18 protein-coding genes and 1 tRNA gene are annotated in these 21,623 nt (G+C 73.0%); 9 read left to right on the top strand and 10 right to left on the bottom strand.

The annotated features are described in order from the left end of the window. The first annotated feature begins 59 nt into the window (after positions 1-59). Together JQX11_RS09720 and JQX11_RS09715 are read left to right on the top strand one after the other, a co-directional pair. Positions 60-584, top strand: a complete 525-nt coding sequence (locus tag JQX11_RS09720; protein WP_204924989.1) for an MSMEG_6728 family protein — start codon at positions 60-62, stop codon at positions 582-584. 58 nt (positions 585-642) lie between these two features. Then, positions 643-2,169: a hydroxysqualene dehydroxylase gene (locus JQX11_RS09715; RefSeq protein ID WP_204924683.1), complete on the top strand. Its 1,527-nt coding sequence runs from the start codon at positions 643-645 to the stop codon at positions 2,167-2,169. Between the two features lie 48 nt (positions 2,170-2,217). Here the strand turns inward: JQX11_RS09715 and adhE are convergent, their stop codons facing one another. Next, positions 2,218-4,791, bottom strand: a complete 2,574-nt coding sequence (gene adhE / locus JQX11_RS09710; RefSeq protein WP_204924682.1) for a bifunctional acetaldehyde-CoA/alcohol dehydrogenase — start codon at positions 4,789-4,791, stop codon at positions 2,218-2,220. Between the two features lie 221 nt (positions 4,792-5,012). Between adhE and JQX11_RS09705 the strand changes: the two genes are divergently transcribed. Both JQX11_RS09705 and JQX11_RS09700 read left to right on the top strand, forming a co-directional pair. Further along, positions 5,013-5,978: a hypothetical protein gene (locus JQX11_RS09705; RefSeq protein WP_204924681.1), complete on the top strand. Its 966-nt coding sequence runs from the start codon at positions 5,013-5,015 to the stop codon at positions 5,976-5,978. A gap of 384 nt (positions 5,979-6,362) precedes the next feature. After that, the gene (locus JQX11_RS09700; RefSeq protein WP_204924680.1) at positions 6,363-6,806 is read left to right on the top strand and encodes an HNH endonuclease; all 444 of its coding nucleotides are present in this window, start codon (positions 6,363-6,365) and stop codon (positions 6,804-6,806) included. 203 nt (positions 6,807-7,009) lie between these two features. On the opposite strand, the gene JQX11_RS09695 is transcribed toward JQX11_RS09700, so the two are convergent. Next, on the bottom strand, positions 7,010-7,774 hold the full coding sequence (locus tag JQX11_RS09695) for an enoyl-CoA hydratase/isomerase family protein (RefSeq protein ID WP_204924679.1): 765 nt from the start codon (positions 7,772-7,774) through the stop codon (positions 7,010-7,012). Positions 7,775-7,879: 105 nt separating this feature from the next. Then, positions 7,880-10,267 (bottom strand): M4 family metallopeptidase, encoded by a 2,388-nt coding sequence (locus tag JQX11_RS09690; protein WP_204924678.1) that lies wholly within the window; start codon positions 10,265-10,267, stop codon positions 7,880-7,882. A gap of 168 nt (positions 10,268-10,435) precedes the next feature. On the opposite strand from JQX11_RS09690, the gene JQX11_RS09685 reads away from it, so the two are divergent. Then, on the top strand, positions 10,436-10,984 hold the full coding sequence (locus tag JQX11_RS09685) for a hypothetical protein (protein ID WP_204924677.1): 549 nt from the start codon (positions 10,436-10,438) through the stop codon (positions 10,982-10,984). Between the two features lie 138 nt (positions 10,985-11,122). After that, positions 11,123-11,818: a hypothetical protein gene (locus JQX11_RS09680; protein WP_204924676.1), complete on the top strand. Its 696-nt coding sequence runs from the start codon at positions 11,123-11,125 to the stop codon at positions 11,816-11,818. A 30-nt stretch (positions 11,819-11,848) separates the two neighbouring features. Here the strand turns inward: JQX11_RS09680 and JQX11_RS09675 are convergent, their stop codons facing one another. The 5 genes from JQX11_RS09675 to JQX11_RS09655 all read right to left on the bottom strand — a co-directional run bounded on the left by JQX11_RS09675 (position 11,849) and on the right by JQX11_RS09655 (position 14,620). Continuing rightward, positions 11,849-12,283, bottom strand: a complete 435-nt coding sequence (locus JQX11_RS09675) for an ASCH domain-containing protein (protein WP_307826133.1) — start codon at positions 12,281-12,283, stop codon at positions 11,849-11,851. 58 nt (positions 12,284-12,341) lie between these two features. Further along, complete coding sequence (locus JQX11_RS09670) at positions 12,342-12,761, bottom strand: VOC family protein (RefSeq protein WP_204924674.1); 420 nt, start codon at positions 12,759-12,761, stop codon at positions 12,342-12,344. A gap of 35 nt (positions 12,762-12,796) precedes the next feature. Beyond that, positions 12,797-13,201 carry a helix-turn-helix domain-containing protein gene (locus tag JQX11_RS09665; protein ID WP_204924673.1) on the bottom strand — a complete coding sequence of 135 codons (405 nt, stop codon included), beginning with the start codon at positions 13,199-13,201 and terminating at the stop codon, positions 12,797-12,799. Between the two features lie 108 nt (positions 13,202-13,309). Beyond that, complete coding sequence (locus JQX11_RS09660; protein WP_204924672.1) at positions 13,310-14,374, bottom strand: hypothetical protein; 1,065 nt, start codon at positions 14,372-14,374, stop codon at positions 13,310-13,312. Between the two features lie 169 nt (positions 14,375-14,543). Then, positions 14,544-14,620, bottom strand: a tRNA-Thr gene (locus tag JQX11_RS09655). A gap of 365 nt (positions 14,621-14,985) precedes the next feature. Here JQX11_RS09655 and JQX11_RS09650 point away from each other — a divergent pair. Then, the gene (locus JQX11_RS09650; protein WP_204924671.1) at positions 14,986-16,077 is read left to right on the top strand and encodes an ABC transporter ATP-binding protein; all 1,092 of its coding nucleotides are present in this window, start codon (positions 14,986-14,988) and stop codon (positions 16,075-16,077) included. Positions 16,078-16,167: 90 nt separating this feature from the next. On the opposite strand, the gene rlmB is transcribed toward JQX11_RS09650, so the two are convergent. Continuing rightward, on the bottom strand, positions 16,168-17,313 hold the full coding sequence (gene rlmB / locus JQX11_RS09645; protein ID WP_204924670.1) for a 23S rRNA (guanosine(2251)-2'-O)-methyltransferase RlmB: 1,146 nt from the start codon (positions 17,311-17,313) through the stop codon (positions 16,168-16,170). After that, positions 17,313-18,728, bottom strand: coding sequence for a cysteine--tRNA ligase (gene cysS / locus JQX11_RS09640; RefSeq protein WP_204924669.1), 1,416 nt, complete (start codon positions 18,726-18,728; stop codon positions 17,313-17,315). Before cysS ends, rlmB begins: the two co-directional genes overlap by 1 nt. A 132-nt stretch (positions 18,729-18,860) precedes the next feature. Between cysS and JQX11_RS09635 the strand changes: the two genes are divergently transcribed. Further along, positions 18,861-19,559: an IclR family transcriptional regulator gene (locus JQX11_RS09635; RefSeq protein WP_204924988.1), complete on the top strand. Its 699-nt coding sequence runs from the start codon at positions 18,861-18,863 to the stop codon at positions 19,557-19,559. A 374-nt stretch (positions 19,560-19,933) separates the two neighbouring features. Beyond that, positions 19,934-21,334 carry an endonuclease domain-containing protein gene (locus JQX11_RS09630; protein WP_204924668.1) on the top strand — a complete coding sequence of 467 codons (1,401 nt, stop codon included), beginning with the start codon at positions 19,934-19,936 and terminating at the stop codon, positions 21,332-21,334. Positions 21,335-21,623 lie beyond the last annotated feature (289 nt).

The following is a 21,623-nucleotide window of genomic DNA, read 5'->3' as shown; positions in this document are numbered from 1 at the left end:
CGGACAGTGCCGGTTGGTCGGTAGGCATGGTGGGCGTGGCGGCGGGTAGAGCAGCGGGCGTGCAGACGTTCCTGCCGTACCCGGACTTTCTGGCCAGCGCGCGGACCCTCGACCAGCGGCGGCTGGGCAAGCAGCGGGTGGAGGCGCTCCAGGTGCTGCGCGGGCTGACCCGGCCGGGGTACGGCTGGCGCAACCACCCGGCGGTGAAGATGTGGGCCGGCTACGAGGAGGCGTTGACCCGGTACGGGCTGGACGTGTGCGCGGTCTGGTCGGCGACGGGCCGGGCGGACACCTGCGCGTCGACCCTGGTCACCGACCTGACCGCCGCCCGGGGCCACGGCCGGGTCCGCAGCCAGGCCGAGCTGGCCGCCGCCGGTGAGCTGCCACCCTGGCTGGGCCGCGAGGACCTGCACCGCAGCCACCGCTCGGCGCTGCTGCGCAAGGACCCGGAGCACTACCGCCCGCAGTTCGGCGACGTGCCGTCCGATCTGGAGTACGTCTGGCCGCCGTCCGACCGTCCCCCGCTCGCCGCCGGGCTGCCGAACCCCGCCGACGACTCCGGTGCCGGCACCGCACCGGTCTGACCGGGCCGGATCGCCCCTGGTCGGGCAGACTGGGGGTCCCTCGGGTCGGAAGGTGCACATGGCGCTGTCGCAGAAGCTGGGTCGGCTCATCGGCGTACGCGAGCACGTGGTGGACCCGGGCGGGGGTGGCACCCCCCGGGTGGCCCGACCGACCACGGCCGTGGTGGTGGGTGGCGGGATCGCCGGCATGTCGGCGGCGGTGGTGCTCGCCGAACGCGGGGTGGACGTGACGGTGCTGGAGGCCGCGCCGACGCTGGGCGGGCGGCTCGGCGCGTGGCCGGAGGCGCTCGCCGACGGCAGCCAGCTCAACGAGCACGGCTTCCACGCGTTCTTCCGGCAGTACTACAACTGGCGGTCGGTCCTGCGGCGGGTCGATCCGACGCTCGGTTTCCTCAAGCCGATCCCCGGCTACCCGATCCTGTCCGCGCAGTGGCCCACCGAGGAGTTCGGCCGGCTGCCCCCGGCCCCGCCGGCCAACCTGCTGGCGCTCCTGCTGCGCAGCCCCAGCCTGCGCCTGGCCGACCTGCGCACGATGGACCGGGACGCCGCGCTGCCGCTGCTCAGCTACGACCCGGTGCGCACCTACGCCGAGTTCGACGACACCACCGCCGACGCGCTGCTCGCCTCGCTGAAGCTGCCCGACCGGGCGCGGGCGATGCTGTTCGAGGTCTTCTCGCACTCGTTCTTCAACCACGAGACCGAGATGTCGGCCGCCGAGATGATCGCCCAGTTCCACTTCTATCTGCTGGGCAACCCGGAGGGGTTGGCGTTCGACTGCCCCGACGAGGACTACGCCACGGCGATCTGGCAGCCACTGACCAGGTACGTGGAGAAGCACGGCGGCCGGGTGCGCACCGGGGCCGCCGTCACCCGGCTGGACCGGGAGCCGGACGGTTGGCGGGTGACCACCGCCGACGGCACGGTCCACCCCGCCGGGCAGGTGGTGCTGGCCGTCGACCCGCCCGCGTTGGCGGCGCTGGTCGACGCCTCCCCCGGCCTGGTCGCGGTGGCGCCCGAGCTGGTGGCGCGGATGCCCGCGTTCGGTCGGCCCGGCCCGCCGTACGCGGTGGCGCGGTACTGGCTCGACGGGGACGTCCGGGCCGACCGGGCGGTGTTCAGCGGGGTGTCCCGCCAGCCCACCCTGGACTCGGTGACCCTCTACCACCGGTTGGAGAACGAGTCCCGCCGGTGGGCGCAACGCACCGGCGGCGCGGTGGTGGAGCTGCACGCGTACGCCTGCGACGAGGGGGTGCCGGCCGGGGAGCTGGCCGAACGGATGCGCGCCGAACTGGTCGCGCTCTGGCCGGAGGTCGCCGGGCTGGGGGTGCGGGAGCTGCGCGCCCGGGTCGAGGCGCAGGCCCCGGCGTTCACCCCGGGCAGCCACGCCGGCCGCCCGGGGGTACGCACCGACGCCGACGGCCTCTACCTGGCCGGGGACGGCATCGGCACCGACTTCCCCAGCGCGTTGATGGAACGGTCGGCGGCGACCGGGATCATCGCCGCCAACCACATCCTGCGCGCCGCGGGGGCGGCCACCGAGCCGGTCCGCTCGATCCGCCCCCGGGGACTGCTCGCCGGGAAGTGAACCGCCCCGGATGCCCGCCCGACCCGTCGGGCCGGGCGGACCGGCCGGTCAGCGCGACGTGCCCTGGTAGGCGTCCCGCATGAGCTGCTGCATGTCGTCGAGCATCGGCATCCGGGGGTTCGCCGGGGCGCACTGGTCCTCGTAGGCGTTGAGGGCCTGCTGCGGCAGCGCCGCCTCGAACGCCGCCCGGTCGACGCCGATCGCGGCGAACGACGGTTCGATGCCGACCGCGTCGCGCAGCCGTTCCACCGCCTCGGCCAGCGACGCCACCCCCTGCGCCGGGGTGCCCGCCGGCAGGCCGAGCTGGGCGGCGATCTCGGCGAACCGTTCCGGTGCCCGGTAGCTCTCGTAGCGCGGCCAGCCCGACAGCTTCGCCGGGACGGTGCCGTTGTAGCGGATCACGTGCGGCAGCAGCACCGCGTTGGTCCGGCCGTGGGCGATGTGGAACGTCGCGCCGAGGGTGTGCGACATGGCGTGCACGATGCCGAGGAAGGCGCTGCCGAACGCCATCCCGGCGATGGTGCCGGCGTTGTGCATCCGTTCCCGCGCCTCGGGGTCGGCGTCGACCACCGCCCGTTCCAGGTTGCCGAAGATCAGCCGGATGGCGTGCAGGGCGAGCCCGTCGGTGAAGTCGTTCGCGTACACCGACACGTACGCCTCGATGGCGTGGGTGAGGGCGTCGAAGCCGCTGTCGGCGGCGATGGTCGCCGGCATGCTGGCGGTCAGCACCGGGTCGACGATCGCCACGGTCGGGGTTAGCGCGTAGTCGGCCAGCGGGTACTTCTTGCCGGTGCGGTGGTCGGTGATCACCGCGAACGGGGTCACCTCCGCGCCCGTCCCCGACGTGGTCGGCACGCAGACCAGCCGGGCCAGCGCGCCGAGGGTGGGGAAGGTGAAGGCGCGCTTGCGGATGTCGAAGAACTTCTCCCGCATGTCGTCGAAGACCACGTCCGGGTGCTCGTAGCGCAGCCACATCACCTTGGCCGCGTCCATCGCCGAGCCGCCACCGAGGGCGACGATGGTGTCCGGGCGGAATGCCCGCATCAGCGCGGCCCCCCGGTCGACGGTGTCGACGCTCGGCTCGGGTTCCACGTCGTCGATGATCTGCAGGGCGATCCGCTCGGGGCGGCGTTGCAGCACCCGGTTGATCCGGTCGACGAAGCCGAGCCGGGTCATGGTGGCGTCGGTGACCACGGTGACCCGGTGCACGTCGGGCATCTCGGCGAGGTAGCGGATCGCGTTCGCCTCGAAGAAGATCTTCGACGGGACCTTGAACCACTGCATGTTGTTGTTCCGCCGGCCGATCCGCTTGATGTTGAGCAGGTTCACCGCCGACACGTTGTCGGACACCGAGGTACGCCCGTAGCTGCCGCAGCCCAGCGTCAGCGACGGCAGGAACGCGTTGTACATGTCGCCGATGCCGCCCTGCGAGGCCGGTGAGTTCCAGATGATCCGGACCGCCTTGACCCGGCGGCCGAACTCCTCCACCAGTTCCTCGTCGGCGGTGTGGATGACCGCGCTGTGCCCGAGGCCGTGGAACTCGACCATCTGCTCGGCGTACCGCAGGCCCTGTTCGCGGCTGTCGGCGCGCAGCACGGCCAGCACCGGGCAGAGCTTCTCCCGGGTCAGCGGCTCGTCGGGGCCGACCCGGTCGACCGCGACCAGGATGATCGAGGTGTCGGGGGCGACGGTGATGCCGGCGGCGTCGGCGATCCAGGCGGCGGTCCGGCCGACCACGTCGGGGTTGAGCTTGCCGGCGGGGAAGAGCAGCGCCTCCAGCTTCTCCTTCTCCGCCGGGGTCGCCAGGTGGGCGTGCAGGGTGCGGAACTCCGCGATGGCGGCGTCGTGGATCGCCGCGTCGAGGATGACGGCCTGCTCGGAGGCGCAGATCATGCCGTTGTCGAACGACTTCGACAGCACGACGTCGTTGACCGCGCGCTTGAGCTTGGCGGTCGCCTCGATCCAGGCCGGTACGTTCCCCGCGCCCACGCCGAGCGCCGGCTTCCCCGCCGAGTACGCCGCCCGCACCATGGCGTTGCCGCCGGTGGCGAGGATGGTGGCGACCCCGGGATGGTGCATCAGCGCGGTGGTCGCCTCGACCGACGGCTCCTCGATCCACTGTATGCAGTGCTCGGGGGCCCCGGCGGCGACGGCCGCGTCGCGTACCGTGCGGGCGGCCTCGACGCTGCACCGCTGCGCCGCCGGGTGGAAGGCGAAGACGATCGGGTTGCGGGTCTTGAGCGCCAGCAGCGCCTTGAAGATGGTGGTCGAGGTGGGGTTGGTGACCGGGGTGATCCCGGCGACCACGCCCACCGGGTCGGCGATCTCGACGATGCCGCTGATCTCGTCCCGGGCGATCACCCCGACGGTGCGGGTCTTCGCCATGCTGTGCGTGACGTGCTCGCAGGCGAAGATGTTCTTCACCGCCTTGTCCTCGAACACCCCCCGACCGGTCTCGGCTACGGCGAGCTGGGCGAGGGCGGCGTGCCGGTCCAGCGCAGCCACCGATGCCTTGCGGACGATGTGGTCGATCTGCTCCTGGTCGTACCGGTCGTAGTCGGCCAGGGCCTTGAGGCCGTCGGCGACCAGGGCGTCGATCGTGGTGGCGAGTTCGGTCGACATGCTTTCACCTCGGCGGTTGGCGGCTTCTCGGACACCTTCAGCATTCATCGACAGCCGTCTCGGCGGTGGGGCGCAAGGACCCGTCCCACGGTGGCCAAAGGTCCCGTCGTCGCGCCGTCCCGGGCGTGTCCGGTCAGCCGAAGGTCCCGATGTCGAGCGGTGACCACGCAGCGTCGCCTACCCGACACCGTGCCCCGCCGCCCCCGGCCACCATGATTCGCATGACGGGACCTCGAAAGGCCTACACGTTGCTCGCCGTGGCCGCCATCGGGGTGGCGGTGCTGGCCTGGCGGATCGGGGTCGACAAGGCCAATGCCCTGGTGGGCCTGGCCGGCGTCTTCGCCGCGAGCGCGCTCGGGCTGTTGTCACTGTTCAGCGCGATCGACCCTCGGCTGTCCCGGGCGGCGGCGGACGCCGCCGCCCTGCCGTCGGGGGCGACCCCGGCCGCGCCCGACGCACCGGGCGGAGCCGCCGGCACCGGGTCGGGCCCGGGGCTGCGCCGCCGCTGGCGACGCTGGCGACTGCCGGCCGGGATCGCCGCGCTGCTGCTGGTGATCGTCGGTACGGTGACCGTGCTCTCCTGGCCGACGGACCGGACGCCGGACGCGCGGGGCGCCTCCCCCACGACCTCCGTCGACGCCGCGTCGGCCGACCCCGGCGTCACGGCGACCCCGGTCGGGCCGACACCCACCGTGGATCCGTCCGGAGCGACACCCACCACCCCGGCGACCCCGGCCCCGGGTCCGGACGGGCCGACGACCGGCCCCGCGCCGACCCCCACCGCCGGACCGACGCCGACCCGGGGGCCGGTCGGGCCGGACTGGGTGCCCCCGGCGGACGCGCCGCGCTGGACCCTGCACGCCGACGACTCGGTCTATTTCCTGCCGAGGCCCCGGGTGGCGAGGGGCACCGGGGCGGGCACCCTGATCTTCCAGGCGCAGCACCACCAGCTCGCCCTCTACGACTGGACCGACGACCCGACCGACCTCAGCTACGAGGGCTGCCGGAACCCGAAGGCGCAGCGGTATCCGAGCATCGACCTCGAACAGCTCGAACCCACCCCGGTCACCTACTGCCAGCCCGACCCGGGCGACCCGACGGTGGTCAACTACGTCCGGATCGACCACAACCGCTACCAGGCGACGCCGGCCTCGGTCGACGTGACCGTCTGGTCGGTCCGCTCGTAACCGGGTCTGCCGGTCCGGCAGCCCGCAAGGGGAGGGCACGGCCGGCGGGTGGCATCGAAATGCGTTGCCCGCCCGCACCGCCGCGCATAGCGTGATCCACGCACGGTCAACCAGTCGAACCGGGAGCACACCATGACGTCGCCGCAGCTCACCAGCGCGTGGTCGACGCTACCCGTCGGCGGTTGCCGAGCCGAACATCCCCGGGACGGGAATCCCGACTGACGCGTGCCCGTACGCGCCGGCCGCCCCGTCCCACCCGAGGACCGGGCGGCCTTCGTCGTCCGGGCCGACGTCGGCGGCGGCCCGGTCCGGGTCGCCGCGGCTGCGGACCACTGACCCCGCCCGCCGACCCGATCGACCCACCGACCGCGAAGGGAGAGCCCGGTGGACGCCGTCCTCGTCATCAACGCCGACCTCGGCCCGCTGCACCGGGTCACCGTCCAACACGCGATCCGGATGCTGTGCCGTCGGGTCGCCGAGATCCACGAGGCCGAGCCGGACCGGGTGATCGGGGTCTTCCCCGTCCCCCGGGTGGTCCGCCTCGTCCGGTACGTCGTCACCCGCTGGCGGTTCAGCGCCGGCCCGGCCTGGTCCCGGGCGGGGGTGCTGCGCCGCGACGGTGGGCGGTGCGCGTACTGCGGCGGGCCGGCCAGCACCGTCGACCACGTGCTGCCCCGCTCACGCGGCGGCGGCAACACCTGGCGGAACACCACCGCCGCCTGTTACCCGTGCAACCAGCACAAGGGTGACCGGACCCCGGCCGAGGCGGGCATGCCGCTGCGACGGGAACCGGCGACGCCGAGTTGGGCGAGCCTCGCCGGGCGGTGACCGGACCGGCCGGCGGGCACAGGGGGTCGCGTCGGGGAACGCCCGGTGCGACGCCCGCCGGCCCTCACCACCCCACCGGGAACACAGACCCCTCGCCACCGCGATCGGCTCACTTTCGCGGATGTAGTGGCATCCGTCAGCTCCGTTACCACTACATCCACGATCGTGCGCCCACCCCGACGGTGGCAGCCGGGCGGATCGGATCAGTGACCGGCGGACGGTGACCAGGGAAAGTCGGGCGGACGGCGTTCGTGGTGGGCGGTGATGCCCTCGCGGGCCTCGCCGCTGTCCCGTGCCTTCCGGTGCCACCAGGCGATCCGGGCCGGGCTGGCCCGGTCGTCGATGATCTCCTTGGCGGCGGCGATGCTGAGCTGGGAGCGGGCCGCGATGGCGGCGGTGATCGCGGTGACCCGGCCGGGCAGGTCGTCGACCACCTCGTCGGCCAGGCCGACCCGCAGCGCCCGTTCGGCGTCGATCAGCTCGGCGGTGAAGATCAGGAACTTGGCCGTGGACGGGCCGACGAGCCGGGTCAGCCGCCGGGTGGTGGGGGCCGGGTAGACCAGCCCGAGCCGGGCCGGCGGCACCCCGAACCTGGCGTCCGGGGCGGCGATCCGCAGGTCGCAGGCGACCGCGAGCAGGCAACCACCGCCCACGCAGGGGCCCTGCACCGCCGCGACGGTGGGCTTGGCGAACGCGGCCAACCGTTCCTCGGCGGCGACCGCGTCGCCCACGTCGCCGTTGGCGTCCAGCAGTTCGTCGAGGTCACCGAGGTCGGCACCGGCGCAGAACGCCCCATCGGCGCCGGTGAGCACCAGTGCGCGTACGGCCGGGTCGGCCTCCAGCCCGTCCAGCAGCACGGGTAGCCGTCGCCACATCTCCGGGGTCATCGCGTTGCGCCGGCCGGGGTTACGGATGGTCACCGTCGCCACCGCGCCGGTCACCCCGACGGCCAACTCCGCATCCGACACCGTCGCACCCCTCTCGTCGCGTCACCGGTGCGGCGACCATAACGGCGCGGGCCCGGCGACCACCCGGGAGGGGTGGCCGCCGGGCCCACCGACGCAGGGGTCAGGTCAGGACACGTCGAGCGCCGTGTCGTCCACCACGAAGGACGTCCGCAGCGAGGCGTCCTCGGTGCCGGTGAACTTCAGGGTCACGCTCTGGCCGGCGTACGCGGCCAGCGAGAACGAGCGCTGGGTGTACCCGGTGGCCTTGTTCAGGTTCGAGTAGGTCGCCAGGGTCGCCAGCACGGTGCCGGAGGAGTTGAGCACCTGCACGGTCAGCTTGTCGTACGCGGTCGTCGAGGTGACCTCCCGCGTGTCGATGTGCAGCCAGAAGCTGAAGTTGTACGTCGCGCAGCCGGCCGGCAGGCTCACCGACTGGGAGAGCGTCTCGGTCAGGGTGCCACCGGTGCCGCCCAGCCAGGCGTTCCAGGTGCCGCCGTGGGTGGGCTGGCTGGCGCCGTTCTGCCCGATGACGCCCGTGCTCGCCGCCCAGACCGTGTTGCCGGACTCGAAGCCGGGGTTGCCCAGGAGCTGGCCGGCGGTGCAGGTGCCACCGACGCTGCTCACGACCAGCGTGTAGCTGGCCGAGTGGGCCACCGCGCCGGTGCCGGTGACCGTCACCGGGTAGCTGCCGGCCGGGGTGCTGGCCGAGGTGGCGATGGTCAGGGTCGACGACGCGCCCGAGGTCACCGAGGCCGGGCTGAACGACGCGGTCGCGCCGGTCGGCAGGCCGGACGCGGAGAACGTCACGGTCTGCGCGGTGCCGCTGGTGGTCGCGGTGGCGACGGTGATGGCGACCGAACCGCCCGCGGTCACCGAACCGGAGGTCGGGGAGAGCGAGACGGAGAAGTCGTTACCGGTGGAGGAGCAGGGGGCGTCGCTGCCGGCGACGTTGACCGCGGTCCACGCCGCCTGGACGGCCTTGTACTCCGTGGAGCAGCTGCCGTACAGGTCGGTCGCCGCCTTGAGGCTGTACGCGCGGGCGGTGTTGGCCGGGGTGCTGGTGTTGACGTACGACGTGTTGGAGGTGAAGTACACGTCCAGGGCGCGGAACCAGATCTTCTCGGCCTTCTCCCGGCCGATGCCGGTGACCGCCGGGGCGGAGCCGCAGACCGGCGAGGTGCCGTACGACGTGGCGCCGGTGCCCTCGGCGAGGTTGAAGAAGAAGTGGTTGCCGACGCCGGAGGAGTAGTGCACGTCCTTGTTCTTGGTGCTGGTGCTCCAGCACGAGTCGGACGAGCCGTCCAGCGACGGGTTGTACATGTAGCGCAGCGGGGTGCCGTTGCCGTTGATGTTGATCTTCTCGCCGACCTGGTAGTCGCCCGGGTCGCTCGGCGCGGCGGCGTAGAACTCGACCATGTTGCCGAAGATGTCGCTGGTGGCCTCGTTGAGGCCGCCCGACTCGCCGGAGTAGACCAGGCCGGAGACGGCCTCGGTGACGCCGTGGCTCATCTCGTGGCCGGCCACGTCGAGGGAGACCAGCGGCCGGGAGTTGCTGGCGCCGTCGCCGTAGGTCATCTGGGCGCCGTCCCAGAAGGCGTTGATGTAGTTGCGGCCGTAGTGGACCCGGCTCGGCACGCCCGCGCCGTTGCCGAAGATGCCGTTGCGGCCGTGCACGTTCTTGAAGTAGTCGAACGTCTTGGCCGCGCCGAAGTGGGCGTCGACGCCGGCGGACTGCCGGTTGGTGTTGGTGCCGTCGCCCCAGGCGTTGTCGGCGTCGGTGAACGTGGTGCAGGTGCTGGTGCCGTTGTTCATGTCGCAGGTACGGCCGTTGCCGTGCGACGGGTCGATCATCTGGTAGGTGCTGCCGGAGAGCGTGGTGTCGATGCTGACCGAGCCGGTGTAGATGCCCTGGCCGCTGCCGACCACCGACTCGATCTCGTCGTGCGCGCCGATGACCCGGCCGGTGACGGCGTCGGTGATCACGTGCAGCTTCGACGGGGTCTGCTGGTCGGCCTTCCAGCCGGACAGCACGGTCTCCCAGGCGAGCCGGCCCTTGCCGGAGGTGGCGTCGACGAAGAGTTCCGGCGCGCCCACCTCGGTGATCTTGCCGGAGAACGCCTTGCGGGACGTCGCGGCGGCCGCCGCCGGGCTGATCTTGGCGGTGGTGCCGAGGGTCAGCGGGGCGGCCAGGCCGACGGAGGTGCCGGCGAGGGTGCCGTTGGGCGCGGTGTGGATGACGAAGTCACCGCCGTACACCCGCAGCCCCTGGTAGGTACGGGTGTAGCGGGTGTGCGCCGCGCCGTTGGCATCGACCTTGGTGCGGACCGCCTGGTACGCCTCCGCGCTGGTGCCCTGGACCGCGCCCGGGTTGCTGCGCAGCAGACTCTCGGCGCGGGCGGCGGGGGCGGCATCGGGGGCGGGGGCGGGGGGAGCCGCGTGCGCTGCGGTGGCGACGCAGGTCAGCATTCCGCTGGTGAGCAGAGCTGCGCTGACGGCGGCGAGGGGTCTTTTCACGTGCCCTCCTGGCAAGGGAAAGATGTGACGGGGGTAGTCACGCATGTAGATATAGCGATACACCCGGGAAAAGAGAAGGGATGGAGCGGTTCCATGACACGACACTGGCCGAACGGAGGAGGGGCCCTGCCCAGGGAACCGATTGACGTCGATGCACGTCCCATCGGGATGAGATCATCCGCTCTGGTCCTGGCCGCCGTCACGACCGCCGCCGCGCTACTGACCGGCTGCTCGGCGGCCGAGCCGGGAACCCCCGCGCCACCAGCGGCCACGACCGCTGCGACCTCCGACGGGACCACCACCCCAGGCACCCCGACCGGGGCCGCAAACCCGTCGACCGGGATGCCCGGCGACCCCGGCGCCCGGGGGGCCGGCGCGGACCGGGTCACCCTGACCCGATCCGGCGGCTTCGCCGGGAACCGGGACACGGTGACCGTCGAGCCCGACGGCCGATGGACCACGACCGACCGGGCCGGCGCGACGCGTACCGGCCGGCTCGACGCGGCGGCCCTCGACCGGCTCCGGATGCTCGTCGGCCCGGCCACCCGCGACCATGCCGGCGTCCCGTCCGACGACGGCTGCGCCGACACGTACCGCTATCAGCTCACCGTGGGGGCGACCCGCGTCGACTGGACCGACTGCCCGACCGGCCCGCGGCCACCGGACGCCACGCGGGAACTGGCCGCGCTGCTGCTGAAGACCACCACCACCGGCTGACCACGAGGTCGCCTCCCGCGAGCCGGCCACCGGTTGCGTCGCCGGTGGCGCGGCTCACGGCGGCCTGCGTGGGCGGACGCCACCCCGGGGTGACACTGGTCGGATAACCTACCCGCTCCGATTCGTGCGAGGAGCGTTGTGCCGAAGAGACGACCCGCCGGTCCGGGCCACCGGTCCGGCCCGACCGTTGCACACCGCCCGCCGCAGCCGACCGGCCCGCGTCTGCGCCCCGGCCTGCCGCGCACGGCCGGTCCGGTCGGCCCGCGCCGGCTGCTCGGCCGGATCGGGTTGCTGCCGGCGGTGGTCGCCACCGTCCTGGCCACCGGGTGCGCGGTCGCCGACGTCGAACGGGCCTCCGCGCCCACCCCGACACCTGTGGCGCGGACGTTGCGGACCCCGGACACCCTGCTGGGGCTGCCCCGCTCGGGTACGCCACTGCCCGCCGGGCTGCCCCGGTTCCGGCTCAACGAGCTGACCCGCGAGGCCACCCCGGCCACCAGCACCGTCGAGGCGGTCTACGGGCGGGGCCGACGCAGCCCGGAGACGATCGTGGTGAGCGCCGTCTCGGGCACCGTCCCCGACCCGCAGGCCATGCTGGACCGGCTGCTCAAGCCGTACCGGATTCCGAAGCCCCGGTCGGTGGAGTTCGGCCGGTACGGCGGCGAGGCCCGGTGCGGGCGCGGACGGACCGCCGACGAGGGCCACCTCACCGCCTGCGCCTGGGCCGACCCGGAGGTCGCCGGGGTGGTGGTCTTCCTGACCGCCACCAAACAGCCGGACCGCAAGGAGGATTTCCTCACCATCCGCGACGAGCTGGAACAGACCACCGGCTGACCGGCCCGCCACCGTCCCGGCCGCGCCGGGTCAGCCGGTGACGCCCGGCACCACCCGGAAGCGTTCGACGACGGCGAGGGTGTCGTCGTCCACCCGGAACCCGGCATCACCCAGCCAACCCAGGTAGTCCGACCCGTGCCAGTAATCCTCGTGCCCGGCCCGCCAGGCCGCCACCGAGTCGTACCCCTCCCCCTCGTCGCGGGCGTGGTCGAGGTCGACGTCGCCGAGCCGGACCACCCGCACCCCGGTCACCTCGATCACCGCGACCGGCCGGTCGGCGGAATCGACCACCACCGCCCGGTCGCCCACGGCCGGCAACGGCTCGTCGTCGCGCTCGTAGTCCTGCAACAGGCCCGTGGTGGAGGTCTTCGCCCCGCTCAACACTGCGGCCACGAGCTGGTCACGCAGCGGGCCGGGGAAGGCGAACTCGCACTTGGGCAGGTCGGTAGGGCTCGGTGTGGTCACCGGGCGACGGTAGCCCGGCGACCCCACCGCCCACATCCGCAATACCGGCGACGCCGGGTCAGGCCCGGGGGAACATCTGGCCGATGCGGATCCGGTTGCCGAACGGGTCCCGGATGCCGAAGTCGATGCCGTACGGGCGCTCGGTCGGCTCGTCGGTGATGTCGACACCCTTGCCGACCAGGTCCTCGTACGTCTTGCGGGCGTCGTCGGTGGTGATGCTCAGCCACCCGCCGATCGCGCCCTTGGTCAGCAGCTCCCGGACCTGCTCGGCGGTCGCCGGGTCCAGCGCGGGCGGGCCCGGCTTCTCCAGCAGCACCTCCCGCTGCGGGTCGCCGGGCACGTTGACCGTCAGCCACCGCATGAAACCCAGATCCTGGTCGGTGTTGACCTCGAAGCCCAGCTTGCCGACGTAGAAGTCGAGCGCCTCGTCCTGGTCGAGGACGTAGAGCTGGGAGCGGGTGATCGCGTTCATCGTCATGCCCGGAACGCTATGTCAGGCCGCTGACCTGCCGCTTATCCAAAACTGCTGGGCCTGGTCCAGGCTTTGGTGAAGCAGCTCGGCACCGTCGCGTCGCCGGCCGACCGGCGACTGCGGTACTCGCTGGGTGACTCACCGACGATCTGCCGGAAGGTGCGGCTGAACGAGCCGAGACTGCTGAACCCGACGGCGTAACAGATGTCGGTGACGTCCCGGCCGGTCTCCACCAGCATCGACATCGCCCGTTCCACCCGACGTCGTTGCAGGTAGCGGTGCGGGGTCTCACCGAAGGTGGCCCGGAAGGTGCGGATGAAGTGCGCCTCGGACACCAGCGCGATCCGGGCCAGCGCCGGGATGTCCAGCGGTTCGGCGAATGCCCGGTCCATCGCGTCCCGGGCCCGCAACATGGCCCGGTTCGACTGTTCCACCGCACGACTCATCGGCCCCCGCCCGTCGTCCCCGTTCGCGCCGATCAGGCTACCCAGCCGGACCGACAAGCGTGGTCCCGGGCGAGCGGCGACGGTGGGCCCTGCGGAGATCCGGAACGCTCAGCAGCCGCTCCACCGGACCGGAAAGGTGACCTGCGGGCCGGCGGTCCTGCCGACGACCAGACCGTTGTCGGCGATCGCCTCGGCGACGACGCGGGTCACCGGGTCCGAGACGACGCTACGCAGCGGCACCCGGCGATCGAGGTGATCGACCTCCGAGTAGGAGAGCAGGCTACCGGTGGCGTTGACGCCCGTCATGGCGATCAATCCCGGTCTGACCGGCGTCGCCACCCCGGTACGCAGGTCCCAGCGCACCATCTGCTCGTACTGCCCGTCCGCCGTGTCGGCGACCTGGCCGACCGCCCAGTTCCCCCGGGCCGCCCGTACCGTCGACTTCACCGCGCCGGGCGCGGTGAGCCGGTCGACCCGCCCGTCGGGGCGACGCACCCAGGCGACGGGCGGCGGGGCCACCCCGCGCCCGCCGGCACCACGTGCCCCGGGACCGGGCGACGAACGGTCCTCCTCGCCGGGGACCTCGCCGACGATGGTGCCGTCGTCGAGAATCGCCACCGGGATCCCACCGGGCTCCAGAACCTCGACGGTGTCCGGCCGGTCGACCGGCCAGCGCAGGGTCACCGGCTCCTCCAGGTAACCGCCGTAGCCGACGATGTCCCCTCGGCTGTTGACGGCCGTGACATAGCCGCCGATTCCGTTCGGCGGCAGGGGCAGCCACTCCACCCGGCCGTCCCGGTAGCGCCACGGTCGGTTGCCGGCGCTGGTGGAACTGTCGCCGACCAGGACGCCGTGCCGGTTGACGGCCACCAGCAGACCGGGTGATCCCGTCACCACGGTGACGCGCGGGCCGTCCCACCGCAGCAGCAGCGACTCCTGCCCCTGATCGGTGGCCCGCCTGCCGGTGCCGACGATGAACCGGCCGGCCGGGTCGACGAGCATCGCGTCCCAGGCCAGGCTCGCGCCGGGCGGCAGTGGCAGTGGATGCGTCATGCAGGCCGGGGCGCTGCCAGTCCTCGGCGCGGCCATCGCGGCACCGGGTGCGACAAGCGTCGCCGCCAGCAGACCGGCGGTGAGGATGGTGCACAGCCGACGCGGGGCGACGAGGATCATGGGTAGTCCGTCTCAGCCGGTGGGGTGGGGTGCTCCCACTCAACCAGCTCGATCCATCCACCGGAAGCGACCATTCGGTCACGCAGCGCGCAGATGACGCAGGAACGTACGCCGGCCGCTATCGACGGATCGACAGGCGGCAACGCCAGTGGCGGCCGTGCTGTGGAATTGGAGCCCCCGGCCGGGATCGAACCGGCGACATCTCGCTTACAAGGCGAGTGCTCTGGCCAGCTGAGCTACAGGGGCGCGTGTTGCGACGTCAGCATAGCGACTGACGTCGGGAAATCCCGGCCGGCAGGGTCCCCGAGCATGGAAAACGTCAATCTTGTGCCCGCGCCACCGACGAATCGACGCGCCGGAACCCCGTCAGGCGAGGGGATTGATGCCCGGCCGTGCCCGCCTGACCGAAATGCGTATGCCGTCCGTCCCACTCGGTGTATCCCGTCTTGGCACAGCTGGAAATCCCGTTTACCGTGCAGTGACACGGATGACACCCGGGGTCGGCGAAGGCTGCCTCCGGATGGGGTCCGCGGGTCGGCACCGTGGGTGCCGACAGCTCCTTCACTCGGATCGTCCGGCACGTTCCTGCCGGTGAAAGGAAGCGCACCACCATGGCTACGGTCACGTACGCGAAGGCGTCCCGGATCTACCCGGGCACCGAACGCCCCGCCGTCAACCAACTCGACCTCCAGATCGGCGACGGGGAGTTCCTCGTCCTGGTCGGCCCGTCGGGTTGCGGCAAGTCCACCAGCCTGCGGATGCTCGCCGGCCTGGAGGACGTCGACGACGGCGCGATCTACATCGACGAGCGGGACGTCACCCACCTCCCGCCGAAGGCCCGCGACATCGCGATGGTCTTCCAGAACTACGCCCTCTACCCGCACATGTCGGTGTACGAGAACATGGCGTTCGCCCTCAAGCTGCGCAAGACCCCGAAGGCCGAGATCGACCGGCGGGTCAAGGAGGCGGCCGGCCTGCTCCAGCTGGAGGAGTACCTCAGCCGCAAGCCGAAGGCGCTCTCCGGTGGTCAGCGCCAGCGGGTCGCGATGGGCCGGGCGATCGTCCGCGAGCCGCAGGTCTTCCTCATGGACGAGCCGCTGTCGAACCTCGACGCCAAGCTCCGCGTGCAGACCCGTACCCAGATCGCCTCGCTCCAGGCCAAGCTGGGCATCACCACGGTCTACGTCACCCACGACCAGGTCGAGGCCATGACCATGGGCCACCGGGTGGCGGTCATGCTCGACGGCGTCCTCCAGCAGGTGGACACCCCGCGGGCGCTCTACGACACCCCGGCCAACGTGTTCGTCGCCGGCTTCATGGGCTCCCCCGCCATGAACATCAAGACCGTTCCGCTGAACGAGCGGGGTGCGGCCTTCGCCGAGATGCACATCCCGCTGACCCGCGAGCAGGTCGAGGCGGCCCGCAGCGAGGGTGGCGACAACCGGGTCACCGTCGGTTTCCGCCCGGAGGACTGCGACCTGGTCAGCCCCACCGAGGGCGGCATGCCGGTCGTGGTCGAGCTGGTCGAGGACCTCGGTTCGGACGCCAACGTCTACGGCCACGCCGCCCTGGAGGGCCACGAGGAGCGTTTCGTGGTCCGCACCGACCGGCGGAACATGCCGAACATGGGTGACACCGTGTTCGTCAAGCCGCGGGCCGGCCGCAGCCACGTCTTCAACGCGGCCACCGGTCACCGCATCTGATCCCACCGCACGGAAAAGGGGCGGTCCGCTTCGGCGGGCCGCCCCTTTCGTCGTGTCTTCGTCCCGGGCGCGGGTGCCCGCGCCGCCGGATCAGCCTTCCGCAGCGCGGCGGCGGGCCACCTCGGCGAGGGTGACGGCAGCGGCCACGCTGGCGTTCAACGACTCCACGTCGGAGATCATCGGGATGCTGACGGTCAGGTCACACGTCTCCCCGACCAGCCGGGACAGCCCGCGCCCCTCGGAGCCGACCACCACGACCAGCGGGCCGACGGCGGCCTCCAGGTCGTACAGGTCGGTGTCGCCGTCGGCGTCCAGGCCGACCACCATGAAGCCGGCGTCCTGACACGCCTTCAGCGACCGGGTCAGGTTGGTGACCTGCGCGACCGGCACCCGCGCCGCCGCGCCGGCACTGGTCCGCCAGGCGGTCGCGGTGATCCCGGCGGCCCGCCGCTCCGGTACGAACACCCCCTGCGCGCCGAACGCGGCAGCGGACCGGATCACCGCACCGAGGTTACGCGGGTCGGTGACCCCGTCCAGCGCGACCAGCAGCGGCGCGGGCTGCTCCAGGGAGGCCGCCAGCAGGTCCTCGAAGAGTTCGTAGGCGAACGGCGGCACCTGGAGGCCGACACCCTGGTGCAGCACACCGCCGGTCATCCGGTCCAGTTCGGCCCGGCTGATCTCCAGGATGGCGATGCCCCGGTCGGCGGCCGTACGGGTGATCTCGTTGACTCGGTCGTCGGCGTCGATGCCCTGCGCGGTGTAGAGCGCGGTCGCCGGCACCTGGGCGCGCAGCGCCTCCAGCACCGGGTTGCGGCCCACCAGCAGCTCCGGACTGTCGCGCGACGGGTTGGACTTGCGCCCCGGCGCGACCCGGGGACCACTGCGGCCCGCACCGGCGCCACCCCGGCCACCCGCGCCGGACCGACCACCGCCGCCGGACCGGACGGGGGCCACGCCCCGGGTGCCCCTGCCCCAGGTGGTGTCCTTGGTGCCCGGCTGGCCAATCTTGGGAGCGCGACCCTCCTCGGCCGCCGCCCGGCGCTCCTTGTCCTGCTTCCAGGCGGTGCGCTGGGGCAGCTTCTCGGTCCCCGAGTACGCCTTGTGCCAGGGACGCTCGTCGGCGGGCAGGGTCTTGCCCCGGCCCGCGAGGGAGTCCTTGTTCTTGCCGCCGGAGCCCTTGGGGGCACCCGCCTTCGACGTCAGTCGCCGGCCACGGCGCTGCGAGTTGCCGGCCATCAGTCCTGCTCTCCAATAGTCCAACGGGGGCCCTGCGGGGTGTCCTCGACCACCACGCCGGACTGCTTGAGCTGGTCGCGTACGGCGTCCGCGGCCGCCCAGTCCTTGCGGCTGCGGGCCTGCGCGCGCTGCTCCAGGGCCAGTGCGACCAGGGAGTCCACCACGCCCCGCAGGTCGTCGACGCGACCGCCACCGGTCCAGGCCGGGTCGAGGGGGTCGACGCCGAGGATATCCAGCATCGCCCGGGTGGCGGCGAGGGTGGTGCGGACCGTCACATCATCGCCGTCGGCCAGCGCGGTGTTGCCGTCCCGCAGGGTGGCCTGGAGGACGGCGAGCGCGGCCGAGGTGTTCAGGTCGTCGTCCATCGCGGCCACGAACCCGGCGGGCAGCTCACCGAGCTGCCCCGCGCCGACCCGCTCCACGGCCCGCTGGACGAACCCCTCGATCCGCCGGTACGCCACCGCGGCCTCGCGCAGCGCGTCCTCCGAGTAGTCGATCCGGGACCGGTAGTGCGCCGCCGCGTAGTAGTAGCGCAGCTCCACCGGGCGCACCCCGAGCGAGTCGACGTAGTCGAGGTCGAGGGCGTTGCCGAGCGACTTGCCCATCTTGGCACCGCCGATGCTGAGCAGCCCGTGGTGCACCCACCAGCGGGCGAAGGGCAGCCCGGCGGCCTGCGACTGGGCGATCTCGTTCTCGTGGTGCGGGAAGGTCAGGTCGAGCCCGCCGCCGTGGATGTCGAACTCCGCGCCGAGGTACCGCAGGCACATCGCCGAGCACTCGATGTGCCAGCCGGGACGGCCCCGGCCCCACGGGGAGGGCCAGTAGGCGTCGGCCGGCTCGTCCGGCTTGACGCCCTTCCACAGCGCGAAGTCCCGGGGGTCCCGCTTGCCGCGCTCCGGGGCGTCCCCGGCGGACTGCATGTCGTCGGGCGACTGGCCGGACAGCGATCCGTACGCCGGCCAGGAGGCCACGTCGAAGTAGACGTCGCCGGACCCGTCGGTGGCCGGGTAGGCGTGACCGGTCTCGATCAGCCGGGCGATCAGCTCGTGCATCTCCGGGATGTGCCCGGTCGCCCGCGGCTCGTACGTCGGCGGCAGCACGTTCAACGCCTGGTACGAGCGGGCCAGCACCAGCTCGTTGGCGTACGCGATGGACCAGAACGGGCGGCCCTGCTCCTGCGCCTTGACGAGGATCTTGTCGTCGATGTCGGTCACGTTGCGGATGAAGGTGACCTCGAAGCCGGCGGCCGACAGCCAACGCCGCAACACGTCGTAGTTGACGCCCGAGCGAAGATGGCCGATGTGCGGCGGTGCCTGGAGGGTGAGACCACACAGGTAGACCCCCACCTTGCCGGCTTGCCGCGGAACGAAGTCCCGCACCGATCGGGCGGCGGTGTCATACAGGCGTAGCGTCACCGTACCAGGGTAGCTGTCCGTGCTCCCCCGGGTCGGCCCGAGCCGGGTCGTACGCTGCCTGCTGTGGAGACGACGGCGGCCCCCGACGAGCCGGGCAACCAGGTGCCGGCAGGTGACGACCCCGGCCGCCGCATGCCTGCCGGCGGCGAGCCCGGCCCGCGCGTGCCTGCGGGTGGCGGGCCGGGCCTTCAGGTTCCTGCCGGGGGCGAGACGGCGCAGACCCTGGACCGGGGCCTGCGCCTGCTGCACCTGGTGGCCGACGCGTCGGCCGGGCTGACCGTCACCGAGGCCGCCCACCGGCTCGGCATCGGCCGGGCCGCCGTGTACCGGCTGGTCGGCGCGCTGACCGGACACGGGATGCTGCGCCGGGGCGGCGACGGCCGGCTGCGGCTCGGCGTCGGCGTACTGCACCTGGCCCGACGGGCCCAGCCGCTGCTGGCCGAGGGGGCCCTGCCGGCGCTGCGGCGGCTCGCCGAACAGACCGGGGCGACCGCCCACCTGACCGTGGTGGAAGGTGGCGAGGGGGTCGCCCTGGCCGTGGTCGAGCCGAGCTGGACGTCGTTCCACGTGGCGTACCGGCCGGGGGCCCGGCACCCGCTGGAACGCGGGGCCGCCGGGCGGGCCGTCCTCGCCGGGCGGGCCGGTCACGCGGGCCCGGTGAGCACCGCCGGGGAACTCCAGGCCGGGGCGTACGGGGTGGCCGCGCCGGTGCTCGGGGTGCCCGGGCTGGAGGCGAGCGTCGGGGTGATCTCGTTGGCCCCGCTGCCGGTCGACACGGTCGGCCCGCAGGTCACCACCGCCGCCCGGACGATCGCCGCCGCCCTGTCCTGACCGTCCCTCGCCCCGACCCGCCCGACCCGCCCGACCCGACCTGGCCCGACCTGGCCTGGCCTGGCCTGGCCTGGCCTGGGGATGATCGACTCATCTGGGCCGAAACAGCGGTATCCGCCGGCCTCCACCCCACAACTTCGACCCACATGAGTCGATCACGCGCTCTCCCCCTCGGCTGCCCTCGCGGGTGAGGGCGTGCAGACCGGGGGGCGGAAGCAGGCGGGAGAGGGTCGGGGCGCATCGACGGTGCGGGGACCGTGCATTACCACGCTGTGTCGTGCGGTGGGGGTTTGTCCACAGGGGGTGGTTCCACGGGCAGGGGCGGTTGTCCACAGGGGTTTCGGCGAGCGGCCGGGAGGCCCGACGCTGGGGTCATGCCACCTCGACCTCATCGCCCGGCGGCCCTCGTCGGGCAGGTGTTCCGGGGCTCTGACGCGATCCGTCAGGGCCTGCTCACCCGCCACCAGCTGCGCGGGGCATCCTGGCTCCGGCTCGGCCACGACGTGTACGCCGATGCCCGACTCGCCCGCGACCACGCCCTGACCTGCCGCGCCGCCCTCCTCCGGATGCCCGCCGGCACGCTCGTCGCCGGTCCGTCGGCGGCGTATCTGCACGGGATCGAGCACGCCGCCGACTTCGGTGACGAGGTGCACGTGCTCGTCCCCCGGGCGACCCGGGTCGGCTCCCAGGGGGCGGCCACGTCCGCCTCCCGCCGGTCCGCCCGTCGCACCGTCCCCAGCGGGATCCGGCTCGACGCGGGCGGGGTTCGACGCGACGCGGCTGGCGGATGGCCCGACGCGGCTGGCGGGTGGTCGGGTGCGGGCGATGGGTGGTCCGGCGCCCCGGGCGGAATCCGGGTGCACAGCGTCGCCACCCCCGGCGGGTCGGCCGCTCATCCCCAACCGTATGCGTCCGGCCAGCTCCCCGAGGAGGCCACACCAGCGACCGGCGAGCAGCGCGAAGCCCACGCCTGTGGTCAGCGCCTCGTCGGTCGAACACACCGCGCCACATCGACCGATATCACCACGCCAGCCCGGCTCCTGCCCGGCATACCCGCCCCACCGGCCCTGCACCCCGAGCCGCCTCCGCCCACCGCACCGGCAGTGCCTGCGGGCGGGGCCACCGGCAGGGATAGGCCGGCGACCCGGAACGGGCCGGGCCTCGGGGCGGCCGGGACCGTCCCGCTCACCACGGCGACGCTGACGGACGTTCGCCCCCGGGCGACCGGCCCGTACCCGGCACCGCCCGTCCTGCCCCGGTCGTCCCCCGCGCTCGCCGCCTGGGAGACGGCGGCCTGGCTGGACCCGGTCCGGGCGGTCGGCATCGTCGACTCGCTGCTCGGCAGGGGGCTGACCAGCCCGGCCGCCCTCGCCGAGATCGCCACGTGCTTCGCCGACCGACGGGGTGGGGTACGGGCCCGCCGGGTCTTCGAGCTGGCCGATCCGGCCGCGCAGTCACCGCCCGAGTCGCACCTGCGGGTACGACTCGTGCTGGCCGGCCTGCCCCGGCCGGTCGCGCAGCATCCCGTACGGCTGCCGTCGGGGCTGGTCCTGCACCCCGATCTCGCCTGGCCGCAGTTCCGGGTCGCGGTGGAGTACGACGGGCGCTGGCACAGCGATCCCGAGCAACTGCACCGGGACCGTCGCCGGCTCAACCACCTGGTCGCCGCCGGCTGGACCGTTCTGCACGTGACCAGTCGCCGGTTGAGGGACGACTTCCCCGCCGTGGCCGGCGAGGTACGCATGGTCCTCACCCGACGCGGCTGGCGCCGATGATCCGCCCCCTTGGGCCGGTGTTGCGCTGTCCCCTCACCCCGACACCGCAACATCGGCCCCGTCGCGCAGAGTCGGCCCCGTCGCCGCAGAATCGGCCCCGTCGCGCAGAAGCAGAAGAGTCCGGACACGGAGAGGCCCGGACGACCGGGGTCGTCCGGGCCTCTCCCCTCGTGTTTTGACCGTTGTGTGGGCAGGGTGGTCTGGCGGTGTGGTGTGGGTGTTCGTGGTGGTGTGGGGGTGGGGTGTTATTTGCCCTTGTGGATGGCGTTGCGGCGGATGACGGGGTAGC

It is taken from the genome of Micromonospora humida (assembly GCF_016901255.1).
Taxonomy (GTDB): Bacteria; Actinomycetota; Actinomycetes; order Mycobacteriales; family Micromonosporaceae; genus Micromonospora; species Micromonospora wenchangensis.
The sequence above is the reverse complement of the archived record's forward strand: the minus strand, read 5'-3'. Positions and strand labels throughout refer to the sequence as shown.